Below are 14,429 nucleotides of genomic sequence, written 5' to 3' on the forward strand. Positions count from 1 at the left end.
TGCCAGACGACGGATTTTGGATCGATGGTGGGGCGCCCTGGCGGGCCATGTGAGGCGTTTTTCGCCCCTCCAGCTGCACTGCGGGCCACGTATCGCTGGGACAGCTGATACCGAAGCCGGACTGCAGAGCTCCCTGACGTGATGAGCCATTCCACGAAGCCACAGCACGAGCCAGTGGTTTGTGAGAGGTTCAGCAGTTGCCTATCTGTGCCCGACGTAGAGCGACGAGTGCGCTCACGAGTTCAAAAACGGTCTCGGAGGACTCTGCCACGATCGCCCGGACTCCTTCGAGCCGGCACATTCGACTGTATCGCTGCGCGATGATGGGCCTGGTGTCGTCAGTGCGATGCGGTAAGACGGTAGTGGCAATCCAGAGCGCGCAAGGATCAGCAGGCCAGTGGCCTTCGGCCTGCGCGACTCGAACGATGAGAAGGAGGCGCGCGTGGCACGGCTGACCCTGCCCCAGTTGGAGCGGCACCTGTTCGCAGCGGCGGACATCCTGCGGGGCAAGATGGATGCGGCGCAGTACCAGGAGTACATCTTCGGGATGCTCTTCCTGAAGCGTGCCTCTGACCAGTTCGACGTCGTCCGCGCCCAGATCATCGAGCAGCGTCTGCGCGCCGGCGACTCCCAGAGTCGGGCGGAGGCTGTCGCCGAGGCAAAGGGGTACTACCCCAGCAATCAGTTCTTCGTTCCCGAGTGTGCCCGGTGGTCATACATCGCCGATCATGCTCGCGAGGCGAATCCCGGTGACCTGCTCAACAAGGCGCTTGGTGCGTTGGAGGAGCACAACTCGCTCGCCCTAGCCGGAGTGCTGGACCACATCGACTTCACCCGTAAGGTCGGAAACTCCCCACTCAGTGCCACTGCGGTGCGGGACCTGATCGACCACTTCGGCCGCTACCAGCTGCGCAACGAGGACTTCGAGTTCCCGGACCTGCTCGGTCACGCCTATGAGTACCTCATCGGTGAGTTCGCCGATGAGGGGGGTAAGAAGGGCGGGCAGTTCTATACGCCTCGTTCCGTGATCCGCATGATGGTCCGCCTCGTGGAACCTCAGGAGGGTCAATCGGTCTACGACCCATGCTGTGGCTCCGGCGGCATGCTGATCCTCGCTAAGGAGTTCGTCGAGGAGCACGGCCAGGACGCTTCGACGCTTGCTGTGTACGGGCAGGAGGAGAACGGCAGCGCCTGGGCGATGGCCCGGATGAACATGCTCCTCCACGGCATCACCGGCGAGGGCATCGCGCATGGGGACACTCTCGCCGATCCCAAGCATGAGGACGCACAGGGCGATCTCCTTCGCTTCGACCGCGTTCTAACCAACCCGCCCTTCGCTCAGAACTACAAGCGCAAGGGCATGCCGCACCCCGAGCGCATGGCATACGGCTGGGCGCCGGAGTCGGGCAAGAAGGCAGACCTGATGTTCATCCAGCACGTGCTAACGGTGCTGGAGCCGGACGGCGTCGGGGCCTCCGTCATGCCGCACGGTGTGCTCTTCCGGGCCGGCGAGGAAGCCAAGATCCGCGAGCAGATGATCGAGAAGCATCGCCTGGAAGCGGTGATCGGAGTTGGCCCGAACATCTTCTACGGCACCGGCATCCCCGCCTGCATCCTTGTGCTGCGCGGCACGGATGGCTTGCCTGAGGACAAGCAGGACGGCGTGCTCTTCATCAACGCCGACCGCGAGTTCGCGGCAGGGCGGGCCCAGAACAGTGTCGCCCCACAGCACGACGAGAAGATCGTCACCGCTTTCCGAGAGCGGAAGAACATCGAAGGCTTCGCGCGGGTCGTCCCTTTCCGAGAGCTGAAGGAAAACGACTACAACCTCAACATTCGCCGCTACGTCGACAACACCCCACCTCCTGAACCGCAGGACGTACGAGCCCACTTGCACGGCGGCGTACCAAAGGCGGAGATCGCGGCCAAGGTTGGGCTGTTCAAGGCGTACGGAATTGATGCTACGCAGCTCTTCGAGGACCGGGATTCCGACTACTACGACTTCCCTAAGGTCGGATATGAGGCGACCGCCGCCATCATCCCGGCGCTGGCTGCGGCACGCGAGCGTAAGGTTGGGGAGGCATACGGCAAATGGTGGGGCGCACATGTGAAGCACCTCGTCGCTCTCGGGGAGGAACCTGAGCTCGTCTCGGGTAAGAGTGGCGAGCTGATGAGGACGCGTAAGGAATTGCTGACGACCTTCACCAGGGACCTGCTGCCGGTCGGTGTACTCAACCGCTTCCAGCTCTCCGGCGTGATCGCGGCCTGGTGGTTCGAGGTTCAGTACGACCTCAAGAGCCTGGCCGGACAGGGTTTTCGGGGAGTCGTCGATCGTTGGGTGGCCAACATTGAGTCGGCCTTCGAGGAGCCGGAAGACGCGGACGTAAAGACGCTAACTCGGCTGCGAGCCGACCAGCGCAAGGCGAGAGGCCACCGGCTGGTGCCGGCGCTGATCCCCGAATATGTGGAGCAGCTGGAAGCTGCGGAAGCGCTAGTCGCCAAGCTAGACGGCAAGATCAAGGCCGGTACGCCGAAGAAGGCTGCCGATGACGGTGACGAGCCGGAACAGGACCCGGAGGAGTTCCTCGATGCGGCAGAGCTCCGCAACCTTCGGGCTGGTGCGAAGACCGCCAAGACAAGAGTGAAGGAACTACGGGCCGCCTTTGTCGACGAATTGAGGGAAGCGGCGAAGGGCCTCTCAGCGGAGGAGGCTCAAGAGATGGTTTTGACCTTCCTGGACGACGACCTGCGGGCAAGGATGGATCGCTTCGTGACAGCAGGGCGTAGGGAGCTGGTCGCGGTGTACCGGAATTGGGGTAGCAAGTACGCGGTGACGCTCGCGAACCTGGAGCAACGGCGTGACGCTGCTGCTGAGCATCTGGCGGGATTCCTGAAGGAGCTGGGCTATGCGTGAGCAGACCATGGATGACCTGAGGCAGGTGACTCTAGGGCAGGTACTCAAGCTCCGATCGTCACGTGCGGCGGGAGATGCGCCGCTCCTATCGGTGACCGCTAGTCGTGGTGTCATTCTTCAAGAGGAAAGCGGACGTCGCGACAGTTCGAACGTGGACAAGAGTCTCTATCTTCAGGTCCACGCTGGAGATATCGTCTACAACACCATGCGAATGTGGCAGGGTGTTTCTGGCCTGGCTAGCCGCGATGGCATCGTAAGTCCCGCCTACACCGTTTGCACCCCTACGCCTGATGTGCATCCGGAATATCTGGCTCGAGTCTTGAAGCATCCAGAGATGGTTGCTCGCTTCTACCGTGCATCGCAAGGGCTCGTGAGTGATACTTGGAACGTTCGGTACTCTGAATTCGCGAAAATTTCGACGCTGTTGCCCTCGCTGCGCGAACAGCATCGGATCGTGGAGATCTTTGACGCAATCGATACTCAGATTGTTGCGAATCGGCGAATCGTGGGAAAGCTACAGAAGACTCGAAGCGGGGTGATGGATCGTCTTTTCGCGGAGGGAGTGGTCGCGGGACGGCAAAAGTCCCTGACCTCTGTTGGAGAGATTCCGACTTCCTGGAATGTTGTGAGCATCGAAGATATCTGCACAGTCGAATCTGGAGGAACGCCGTCACGCGCCGAAGAGGACGTGTTTTTCTCGACTTCGGGTACGCCATGGGTTAAAACGCTCGATCTGAACGAGGCATCTATTTCCGCTACGGCAGAATGTGTTACCGATCTCGCGATCGAGCACACGAGGTTGCGCGTATTCCCGCCGCGCACTGTGTTGGTGGCCATGTACGGAGGCTGGGCGCAAATTGGCCGTACGGCATGTCTGGCGGTCCCGGCGGCAGTGAATCAAGCCGTGTGCGCACTGAGGCCAAGAGCTGCGGGAGAAATTCTTCCCGAGTTTCTCATGCTGGCACTACAGCAAGGTCGCTCGCGATGGCGCGGTTTCGCAGCGAGTACACGTAAGGATCCGAACATCACGAAGAGTGATGTCCATGATTTTTTGGTTCCAGTACCGAGCCTCTCTGAGCAGGAGAGAATCTTGAAAGTTGCATCGTCCTATTCAGATCGACTTCTGTGGGAACTAGAAGCTGGAAACCGCCTCGAATCTCTCAAAGAAGCGCTGGCGGACGACCTCATCACCGGCCGGGTACGGGTGCCTGTCAGTGATGGGCTGTAGCCTCGAAATGATCAGTTAGCTGATGCGCAGGGGGAGAGGATGAGCATCGTGTCGGAGTCGGGGTTGGAGTACGTACTCGTCGAGGAGCCGCTCATCGCGCAGCTCGAGGCGATGGGGTGGCGACACGAGCGAGGAAGCACGCCCGGCGCAGTGGAACCGAGGGACCCTAGAGCATCTCTCCGGGGCTCCTTCGCGGAGCCGATTCTTGAGCGGCTCCTCCGACTCAAGCTTCGTGAGCTGAACCTCGACAGTGACGGCAACGAGTGGCTGGACGAGACTCGCGTTGTGCAAGCGGTCAATGCCTTGACGCGGCTTCCCTCAACCACCCTGCTAGAAGCCAACACCGTCTCCACCGACCTACTCTTAACTGGCCTCACCGTCGATGGGCTGCCTGGTTGGGACAGCGGTCGCGACCAGCGGGTGCAGTATGTCGACTGGGCACATCCGGAGCGGAACGACTTCCTCGTCATCTCGCAGTTCCGCATGGACGTCCCCGGGACGTCGGGGCAGAAGTCCGTCGTCCCGGACCTGGTCCTGTTCGTCAATGGCATCCCCCTAGTCGTCATCGAGTGTAAGAAACCAGTCATGCACGGCGGCTCCCTCTCTCCGGCGATCGATCAATTGCGCCGCTACGCCAACCAGCGCGGGGCCAAGACGCACAGCGAAGGCAGTGAACCGCTCTTCCGGACCGTCCAGCTCACCGTGGCGACCACGGGTGACAAGGCCATGCTCGGCACGTATACCTCGCACACCGATCACTACACCGTGTGGCGCGATCCGTATCCCCTGTCCAAGGGCGATCTCGCTGCCGAACTAGGAAAGAGCAAAGACGCCCTCTGGGCCCAGGAGGTCCTCACTGCCGGCGTACTGCGACCTGCCCAACTACTCGACGTCGTGAAGAACTTCGTCGTCTTCATGGACGTCGCCACTGATGAGGGTGGCACTCGGCGGGTGAAGATCGCCCCCCGCTATCAGCAGTACCGGGCTGTGAACCGTGCCGTGCAGCGCCTGCTGACCGGCAAGACCAAGCGACAGGACGGAAAGGACGACCGGCGGGGCGGGATCGTCTGGCACACCCAGGGGTCGGGCAAGTCACTGACCATGGTGTTCCTAGTGCGCAAGATGAGGTCGACACCTGGGTTGAGCCAGTTCAAGATAGTGCTGGTCACAGACCGGACGCAGCTACAGACCCAGCTGTCAAAGACGGCGGTACTTACCGGGGAGAAGCCCGATGTAGTGAAGCGCTCGGCCGGTGTGCCGGCCGCGCTGCGTAAGACGGGCGCTGGCCTGGCCTTCGTGATGCTTCAGAAGCAGGTGGACGCCGCCCAGGTGAAGCAGGCCGCCGCAGCGGATGCCCTCACCCACGACCGAGCTGTCGGCTGGGGCGAACTCAACGACAGCGAGTCGGTGTTGATCCTGGTGGACGAGGCCCACCGCTCTCACGGCTCCAAGCTGCACCAGAACCTGATGGCGTCTCTTCCTAACGCCGTCCGGATCGGTTTCACCGGAACGCCGATCATCATGCGCGCGAAGAACCGCACCGCGGACATTTTCGGCACGTTCATCGACCAGTATCGGCTCGCCGACGCCGAGGAGGACGGGGCAATCGTCCCGATCGTCTACGAGGGCCGAATCGCCAAGGCCGCTATAACAGACGCCGAGGATCTCGATGATGCCTTTGCCTCGTACTTCCCCGAACTGACCGAGGAGGAGTACGACAAGCTCCAGCAGCGCTACGCCACGACTAGCGACGTACTAAGCGCCGACAGCCTGATCCTGAAGAAGGCCCGGGACATGTTGGCCCACTATGTCTCCAGCGTGATGCCGAACGGCTTCAAGGGCCAGGTCGTCGCCCACTCCCGGAAGGTCGCCGTACGGTATCGAGACGCGCTGCTCCATGCCCGGGACGAGTTGGTTGCCGAGGCGGAGAAGTTGTCGTCGGTGGTCTCAGAGAAGCCTACCGAGAGGCTCACTGCCAAGCAGGCGATTGCTGTTGCCGCGCACCGGCAGTTGGAGCTACTCAAAGCCATCGACTTCGTGCCGGTCATTTCAGGGGACCACAATCAGGACGAGGACATGGCCCAGTGGACCGATGGGAAGGGACATGAGGACGTCATCGAACGGTTCCTCAAGACATTCCCCGACACGCCGGCCCACAGGGAGAAGCCCGTCGCGTTCCTGATTGTTCGCACCATGTTGCTGACCGGCTTCGATGCTCCGATCGAGCAGGTGATGTACCTGGACCGGCGGATCAAGGAAGCGGATCTGCTGCAGGCCATCGCGCGGGTCAACCGCACCGCTGACGGTAAGGCCGTCGGATTCGTCGTGGATTATGCGGGCATCTCCAAGCACCTCCAGGCGGCCATGGACGCGTATGCCGCCGAGGACGCTGAAGGCGCGCCCACCGACTTCGGCGCGGAGATCGCCAGGTTGGAACCACGACGTAACCGTCTGCGGATGCTGTTCACCGAGCGTGGCGTTACCCCGGCCGCCGGCAAGCAGACGATCGAGGAGTGTGTGCAGCTCCTGGCTGACGACGAACTGCGCAGCCAGTTCGACAGCGCTCTGCGAAAGTTCCTCATCACCGTTGAGACGGTGATGCCCCGGCAGGAGGCCAAGGACTACCTCGCCGACGTTCGGCTGTACTCAGAAATCAGCACCTGGGCGCGAGATCGCTATCAGGACAGCGGTGACTTCGACGCTTCGCTCTACGGCGAGAAGGTTCGCGAACTCATCGACCAGCACATTGCCGCGCTGGGCGTGAAGCAGGTGATACCGCCGCGGCAGCTCACTGCGGGGGACTTTCAGGACAAGGTCGACGATCTGCCTGGTGCGAAGGCGCAGGCGTCGACGATGGAGCATGCCATCCGGCGTCATATCGAGGTGCACCTTGGGGAGGACCCCGCCGAGTACACCAAGCTGCGGGAACGGTTGGAAGAGATCCTGCGGGATTACGTCGATCAGTGGGACCAGCAGGTGCTGCTCTTCAAGGACTTGACCGGCAAGGTCATCGCTGTCCATGAAGGAAGCGGCGACCACGGGGACCAGAGGCTGGCGGCGCTGTCTCCTCTGGAGCGGGCCCTTTACGGCGAGATGGTGTCCGAGACGATCACTGACGGCGTCCTGGCCCAGGAGGTTCACGACCGTCTCGTCCTTGTGGCGGAGAAGATCGAAGATGAGGCGGTGAAGCACGTGCGCAAGAAGAACTTTTGGTCCAACCCCGTGGCCCAGGGAGACCTGCGTGCGGCCGTCTTCCGTCTCTTGATCGATCTCGGAGTAACGGACCCCTCACAGGTCGACCACCTCGCCGACAGCTTGCTCGACATCCTCGGCCACCACCGCCACTCCCTCCAGAGGAGTAGTTGAAGTGGCTGCGGTCGCGGTGACGGAGCAGCTGGGCCCGGTCCGTTCGGGCCCGTTGCAGGTCGGCCGCTTGGAGATCAATGTCGTTGTCGTACCGGACCGCGGTGGCGTGAAGTTGACGGTGGAGCGCGACGCACGAATCACCGTGACTGTCCCGGCTGGACTGGACACTGCTCGGCTGATCGCGGTCGTGCGAAGTCGGCGACGATGGATCTACGACAAGCTCGACGAACGCACAGAGGAAGCAGCGCTTCGGCCGGACAAGGAGTTCGTCACGGGAGAGGGCTTCCACTACCTTGGCCGTAGTTACCGGCTGAAGATCGTGGATGAGACTCCTGTGCCCGTTGGATTGGTGCGTGGACGGCTCCTCCTGCGGCGAGACTGTCTGGATCACGCCCAGGACGACCTCATCACTTGGTACCGCCATCGGGGGAACGTCTGGTTGCCGGCCCGCGCTGAGCCATGGGCTCAACGGATGCGCGCGCCATTCCAGAACATCTCAGTACGCCGACTCGGCTACCGGTGGGGCTCCTGCAATCGAGAAGGCGGGGTCAACATCCACTGGGCCGCGATGCAACTTCCCGCGAAGTTGATCGACTACGTCTTGGTGCACGAGCTAGCCCACCTGCACAAGCGTGACCACTCCCCAGAGTTCTGGAGCCTCGTAGGCCGGGCCCTTCCGGACTATCGCGAGAGGAGAGACCAGCTAGATCAGTTTGGCGCGCTCCTGTGGCTCCCGGAACCTGTGGGTTCCTCAAAGTAGGCTGCTCAGCCATGAGTTGTCTGGGAAACGGGCTACTCAGTGAGTCGGTAAGCCGTTACTGTGCGTGGAGAGAGAACAGCACAGGGGAGGCGCCGGTGCTCCCGCACCAGAGGCAGTACGCGCACAGCAAGTTCCGGATGATGGTCGCGGGCAGCTCGGGCAACGAGTTCGAGAAGTTCTTCCATCTCCTGATGGAGCTACGTCACGGCGACTATGTTCCGATTCGGACCGCCGGCAACATCGGTGACCTTGGCGGTGACGGCCTGCGAACCTCAAGCCGGACCCTGTACGCCTGCTACGCGCCAGAGAGCTTTGACGTGTTCTCGGTCAAGAGCAAGTTCCACGGCGACGTGGAGAGCGCCATCATCCAGCGCCCGGAGCAGTTCGACACCTTCGTCTTCGTCCACAACGACCAGCGTGGAGGCATCCACCCCGTCATATCGGGGCTGCTCATGGAGGCTGGTCAGAGGTTCCCTCCCATCGCCTTCCAGCAGATGGGACCCCAGAAGCTCTGGAACGAAGCGATGTATCTCGATCGCTTGCAGATGGAGAACCTGCTCGGGGAGACGATCCCGGTGGAGCAGGTCGTCTACAGCATCGGGCTGGCCGAGATCGAGCCCCTGCTGAAGCACCTTTCCGAGGCGCGTCAGCGTGTTCCCGACGCCTCCGTTCCGTTGCCCACCACATACAAGGTCGACTTCAACGGCCTCTCGGAGCAGGCTCGGGCGGTGCTCCAGGCCGGTCGGCCCTACGTCTATCTCGTCGACCAGTACTACCGCGAGCTGCTCGACCAGATGGAGCGGGATGAGACAGCTGCCGGATTCCAGGCGTACTACGGCCGGATGCGGCACGAGTATGGCGACGACACGGACGAGATCCTCTGGCAGATGCAGCGCTTCGTGCTGGGCCAGGAGGCTCCGCGGTGGGACCGTGATGAAGCTGCAAAGGCTGTCCTCGCATACTTCTTCGACGAATGTGACATCTTCGAAGTCCCCCCACCGGGCTGGAGACCGATGCACATAGCGGACGGAGGCGCAGCATGATCACCCCAACCAAGGGAATCGCCCCCGACCGCGCGCTATTGGCTGTCGGCGCCCAGATCATCATGCAGCTGGACCGCCCCCTGACCGTCAGCCAGGCATGGGCTCGTCTCCGCGATTGGCGGCGAGAACACGATCATCCGGCGCCCCTCTCCTTTGGCTGGTTCGTTCTGGCCTTGGACCTACTGCACGCCCTTGATCTCGTTGACATGAGAGACGACCTTCTCACCAGAAAGGCCGCCCATGCTGCGCCGACTCAGCGCTGACAATGAGCGGTTCAAGACGGTCACTTTTCAGTCGGGCCTCAACCTCGTAGTGGCCGAGGCCACCGCAGTCTCTCGATCAACCGACAGCCGGAACGGCTCAGGCAAGTCGAGCATGATCGAGCTGCTGCACTTCTTGCTGGGCGCACGAGCGGACAACAAGCATCTGGCGGCCCGCAAAGAGCTGCGTCAGACGACCTTCACACTCGACCTGGACTGGCCCGGTCTGGGCCAGGAGCTGAGCGTCAGCCGGTCTGGCACTGACGTCAAGCACGTCACGCTGCGTCCGCCGCTCCTGGATCAACCAGAGTTGAGCGGTTCATCCAACCGGTCTCTGTTTGGAGCCGGCGAGGGGCAGAAGATCCCTCTGGCCGAGTGGCAGGCACTGATCGAGAAGGGGCTCTTCGGTCTCACCGGGGAGCACCCTGGAGTCAGCGGTCGAGCGCTGCTCTCCTTCCTCATCCGCCGCGTTGGCGACCATGGCTTCAATGAAGCGGTGCGCAGCTTCTCGCGCCAGTCAGAGGCGAAGGCGACGCCGAATCTGGCCTACCTGCTCGGCCTCGATTCCGCCCTTGCCGCCCGGTACCAGGACATCGCGGCGAAGAAGGCCACCCGAGACCAGCTGAAGAAGGCCGTGGACGACCCCGTCTGGGGCAAGGTGATCGGCAAGACCGCTGATCTTCGTGGTGAGATCGCCGTTCGAGACTCGAAGATCGTTGAACTCCAGAGAGAGATCAGTGCATTCCGCGTCGTTCCCCAGTATGAGGAGCTCAAGGAGCGCGCCGACGAGCTGAGTCGGCGGATCCAAGATCTTGGTACGCAAGATGTGATCGACCGGCGGAATCTCGACCACCTCGAAAAGGCGGTGGCCGAGGCTGTTGATCCCGAGGTGCAGTACCTGGAGCAGGTTTACGGCGAGCTGGGCCTCATGCTGCCCGGGCAAGCTCTACGGCGGTTCGAGGACGTACGAGCTTTCCACACAGCGGTGGTAAAAAACCGGCGTACGTACCTCGGCGAGGAGATCGAGGCGACCCGCCGCAATCTCGAGGTCCGGAAAGCTGAGCGAGCCCGACTCGACACAGAGCTGAGTGCTGTCCTGAAGGACCTCAGTGAAGGTGGGGCGCTCGACCGTCTTACGGCCCTGCAGAAGATCCTGGCGCAGGAAGAGGCAAAGCTCGGGGCGCTGCAGCACCGATTGGAAGTCGCCCAGACGGTGGAGGCGAGCAGCCGGGAGATTGAGGCGACACGCATCGACCTCGTTCGGGAGGTCGACACTGATCTACAGGAGAGGCAACAGCAGATCGGCCAGGCGACCGTTCTGTTTCACGAACTTGCTAGCAGGCTGTACGGCAACGATCGGCCGGCCTACCTCTCGGTCGAGGCCGGGAAGAGCAGTCTGAAGATCACCCCGAAGATCAGCAGCGACGTCAGCCAGGGCATCAACAAGATGTCGATCTTCTGCTTCGACCTCACGATGGCCGTAATCGGTCATCGTGAGGGTCGCGCCCCTGACTTCCTGGTACATGACAGCCACATCTTCGACGGAGTCGATGACCGTCAGGTGACGAGAGCGCTCGAGGCGGCGGTGGACATCACCGAGGCAGAAGGTATGCAGTACATCGTCACCATCAACGAAGACAAGCTCACCCAGACCCGTAGTCTCGGATTCGATCCGGCGCCCTACATCATCGAGCCACTGCTGACAGATGCTTACGACGGGGGCGGGCTCTTCGGATTCCGGTTCGAACGATAGGAAGGCCCGGACACTTCGGGGTCAGATCCCGTTGAACTGTCCGTGCGGTGCTCCGTGTCTCTCGACGCTGTGGTTACGTCCCAAGAGTCCTAGGATGCGAACCGAGGCGCACCGGAGACCTCCGACCTGGAACGCCGCCGCGCGCTGGCCTACGCCTTAGGTCGGCTCGAGCGCTCGCCGGATCAGCGGGCCGGCCTTCTCCAAGTCGGCCGCCGAGGAGATGCGTACCTCTAGATCGCCCGTTCCGAGGTGGCCGATCCCACGCATATCGCGGGAGAAGTCCTCCTCCAGCTCGATCGTGTCCGGGTCGACTCTGAGGTAGACCACGATCACCTCGTGCTTCGGGCGGAAGATCACCTCGGCAAGGTTCACCATCCGCCGGTAGGCGATGTAGTGCAGAAGCGGAGCCACCTCGACTTCACCCCAGGCGGTGAGGGACTCGTCCAATTCGGCATACAGGTCCTGTAGGCAAGCCGGAACGACGCCCGGGGCCACCGGTATCGACGGCTTCCCGTGTCCTCCGCCAGCACCGGGCGCCTTCTTCTTCCGTCGCTGATGCCGAGCCAGAGCGGGATGGGGAGAACCCGGTGCGGACTCGACCAACAGCAGGCCCAGCAACCCGCCGTCGAAGATGCGGTAGCGCACCAGGTCGATGCGCTCGTGCAGGCGCTGAACCGCGACCCGGTCGTGGTGCGAGAAGCTGGCCGCGATGCAGACCATTCGCGGGTTCTGCCAGTCGATCGACTCAGCGGCCTTGATGCCCAGCTTCTCCTTGACCAGCGCCTCGAACTCGTGGTGTGCCGAGTCCAGCCAGGCCAGGTATGAGACCGACTGGGACAGCACCCCGGCGTCTGCCCCCTTCTTGAATTCGATCACGACGGGCGTGTTGTTCTCGTCGAGCCCGAGCGTGTCGATCCGGCCCCGGTGCCAAGGGCCGGTCGGGTACTCCGACGCCAGGAAGCGGATGCCGAGCATCGCTTCCATCCCCGCCTCGATCCGGCGCTGAAGCTCCACCTCCAGCGCCACCGTCGAACCCCGCAGCTCGACGTCCCGGCCACCGGCATCCAGCCGGAACAGCTTCAGGTCGGTCACCAGCGTCCCCCTCCTGCGATCACTACAGGAGGTCAATCGATAGCGGTACCGCACTATTCCGGCCGGGAGGATGAGGCGCCTGCGCTCCGGACGAGGACATCGGTGAGGGGACGTCAGCTCTCCGTGCGCACGCCGCAGCCGGTACGCTTGACACGCCGTTTCTGACGCATCCTCATTTTCGATGATTGGTGGGAACTGTGGGTTTTCTGCCGCCTATGACCGTGGCCGAGGCGCTCAAGAACATTCATAACCGGTCATGGGTGCTACCGGCGATCCAGCGCGAATTCGTCTGGGGCTCTGACCAGATATGCGTGCTGTTCGACAGTCTGATGCGCGGCTATCCGGTTGGGTCGTTCCTGCTCTGGAACGTCGTCCCCGAGCAGGCGGCACAGTTCACCTTCTACGACTTTCTCGCTGACTATCACGAGAAGAACCCCTATGCGCGGGTTGCCCAGATCTCGGCAGGCCGGAACGTGACAGCCGTGCTCGACGGCCAGCAGCGGTTCACCTCGCTCAATATCGGCCTCTACGGTAGCTACGCGGAACGCCTGCCGCGTAAGTGGGCCGCCAACCCTGATGCCTATCCGCGCAAGCGCTTGTATCTGAACCTGCTCAGCAGAACCGGAGACGAGGAACTTGGCCTCACCTACGACCTACAGTTCCTGACCGATCAGGAGGCGGAGTCAGAGCTGGACGGCCAACGTCCCTGGTTCAGGGTTGCCGATATCCTCCAACTGGAGAACAGCGGGCCAGCAATGATGGCGGCGCTCGAACAGCACGGACTGTCCGGCTCCCAACCTTTCAACACCTTGTACAACCTGTACGAGGGGGTCCGGACGAAGACGGCCATCAACGCGTATCTCGAGGAATCGACGGACGCCGATCGAGTGCTGGACATTTTCGTCAGGGTCAACAGCGGCGGCACCAAACTCTCGAACTCAGACCTGTTGCTGTCCATGGCCACCAACCAGTGGCGCGAACTGGACGCCCGAGAAGAAATTCGCTCACTGGTCACCGAACTCAACCAGGAGCAGGGGCGCCCGTTCGCCTTCAGTAAGGACCTGGTACTCAAAGCGGGCCTGGTATTGACCGAAGCACCCGACTTCCGCTTCAAGATATCGAACTTCACCCAAGCCAACATGGAGCGACTGGAGAAGGCATGGCCTCAAATGCGCGCCAGCCTCTTGCGTTCCGCCAGGCTCCTGGTCGCTTTCGGGCTCTCCGAGCGTACGCTGACCGCGGACAGCGTCGTTATCCCACTTGCCTACTACCTGCACTCACACGGCCACGACGACGCCTACATCGTCTCAAGTGCACACTCCAAGGACCGTGAAGCCGTCCGATCGTGGGTCTTCCGCAGCCTCCTCAAACGCGGGGTGTGGGGCTCCGGACTGGACACACTGCTCAACCGCATCTGCACCGTCATCCGCCAATCTCCGCCCAGTGACGGCTTCCCTGCAGCTGACATCGAGTCAGCGATGGCCGCGCGCGGCAAGTCCTTGCAGTTCGGGCCCGAGGAGGTCGAGGAACTCCTCGACCTGCAGTACTCCAAGGCTCGTACCTTCGCCGTGCTGGCGTTGCTGTACCCGGGCCTGAATCTCAGTCAGGACGTCCACGAGGACCACATCTTCCCGCGTTCCCGGTTCAGGCGGAGTGCCTTGACCCGGATAGGGATACCCGCCGAGAAGATCGAGGAATACCTCGTCAGGGCCAACGGCCTGCCTAACCTCCAGCTACTCGCCGGCACGCCGAATGTCGAGAAGAGCGATGCCTGGCCATGGGAGTGGCTTGGCGGGCCGCATTTCCCGACCGTGCAGACCCGAGAGGAGTACGTCACTCGCAACGACCTCGATCTCCTCCCCAGCGAGCCCGTCGGGTTCCTCGACTTCTACGAGGGGCGCAGACTCCGGATGAGGGAGCGGCTCCTCTCGGTGCTCGGCGAAAGTGTCGCGTCGACTGATGCGCTCGGAGAATGATCATTCGATCAGGGGTGGAGCGAGGCTGGTGTCGCAG

At 62.3% G+C, this 14,429-nt stretch carries 9 protein-coding genes; 8 read left to right on the plus strand and 1 reads right to left on the minus strand.

The genetic code is table 11. The features are described from left to right. Positions 1-397 precede the first annotated feature (397 nt). The 7 genes from ACGFY9_RS03585 (at position 398) to ACGFY9_RS03615 (ending at position 11,324) form a co-directional block, all read left to right on the plus strand. Complete coding sequence (locus ACGFY9_RS03585; RefSeq protein WP_393751511.1) at positions 398-2,914, plus strand: N-6 DNA methylase; 2,517 nt, start codon at positions 398-400, stop codon at positions 2,912-2,914. Next, positions 2,907-4,142, plus strand: a complete 1,236-nt coding sequence (locus ACGFY9_RS03590; RefSeq protein WP_393751513.1) for a restriction endonuclease subunit S — start codon at positions 2,907-2,909, stop codon at positions 4,140-4,142. Before ACGFY9_RS03585 ends, ACGFY9_RS03590 begins: the two co-directional genes overlap by 8 nt. 39 nt (positions 4,143-4,181) lie before the next feature. Next, a complete protein-coding gene (locus ACGFY9_RS03595; protein ID WP_393751515.1) occupies positions 4,182-7,508 on the plus strand; it encodes a type I restriction endonuclease subunit R in 3,327 nt (1,108 codons plus the stop codon). Between the two features lies 1 nt (position 7,509). Next, positions 7,510-8,268, plus strand: coding sequence for a M48 family metallopeptidase (locus tag ACGFY9_RS03600; protein WP_393751517.1), 759 nt, complete (start codon positions 7,510-7,512; stop codon positions 8,266-8,268). A gap of 95 nt (positions 8,269-8,363) precedes the next feature. After that, entirely contained in the window at positions 8,364-9,311 is a 948-nt protein-coding gene (locus ACGFY9_RS03605) for an ABC-three component system protein (protein WP_393751519.1), read from the plus strand. Next, positions 9,308-9,574, plus strand: a complete 267-nt coding sequence (locus ACGFY9_RS03610; RefSeq protein WP_393751521.1) for an ABC-three component system middle component 6 — start codon at positions 9,308-9,310, stop codon at positions 9,572-9,574. Before ACGFY9_RS03605 ends, ACGFY9_RS03610 begins: the two co-directional genes overlap by 4 nt. Beyond that, positions 9,552-11,324, plus strand: coding sequence for an ABC-three component system protein (locus ACGFY9_RS03615; RefSeq protein WP_393751523.1), 1,773 nt, complete (start codon positions 9,552-9,554; stop codon positions 11,322-11,324). The genes ACGFY9_RS03610 and ACGFY9_RS03615 overlap by 23 nt, the downstream gene beginning before the upstream one ends. Positions 11,325-11,480: 156 nt before the next feature. Here the strand turns inward: ACGFY9_RS03615 and ACGFY9_RS03620 are convergent, their stop codons facing one another. Then, on the minus strand, positions 11,481-12,416 hold the full coding sequence (locus tag ACGFY9_RS03620; RefSeq protein WP_393751525.1) for a hypothetical protein: 936 nt from the start codon (positions 12,414-12,416) through the stop codon (positions 11,481-11,483). A 215-nt stretch (positions 12,417-12,631) separates the two neighbouring features. Here ACGFY9_RS03620 and ACGFY9_RS03625 point away from each other — a divergent pair, with 215 nt between their 5' ends. Further along, positions 12,632-14,392, plus strand: coding sequence for a DUF262 domain-containing protein (locus ACGFY9_RS03625; RefSeq protein ID WP_393751526.1), 1,761 nt, complete (start codon positions 12,632-12,634; stop codon positions 14,390-14,392). Positions 14,393-14,429: the final 37 nt, after the last annotated feature.

Source organism: Streptomyces sp. NPDC048504, from assembly GCF_043200035.1.
GTDB lineage: Bacteria > Actinomycetota > Actinomycetes > Streptomycetales > Streptomycetaceae > Streptomyces.

What these genes read in the sequence shown, in the direction of transcription:
- ACGFY9_RS03590 (WP_393751513.1), top strand. Translation starts at nt 2,907, where the DNA reads ATGCGTGAGCAGACCATGGATGACCTGAGGCAGGTGACTCTAGGGCAG.
- ACGFY9_RS03595 (WP_393751515.1), top strand. Translation starts at nt 4,182, where the DNA reads ATGAGCATCGTGTCGGAGTCGGGGTTGGAGTACGTACTCGTCGAGGAG.
- ACGFY9_RS03615 (WP_393751523.1), top strand. Translation starts at nt 9,552, where the DNA reads ATGCTGCGCCGACTCAGCGCTGACAATGAGCGGTTCAAGACGGTCACT.
- ACGFY9_RS03625 (WP_393751526.1), top strand. Translation starts at nt 12,632, where the DNA reads ATGACCGTGGCCGAGGCGCTCAAGAACATTCATAACCGGTCATGGGTG.
- ACGFY9_RS03610 (WP_393751521.1), top strand. Translation starts at nt 9,308, where the DNA reads ATGATCACCCCAACCAAGGGAATCGCCCCCGACCGCGCGCTATTGGCT.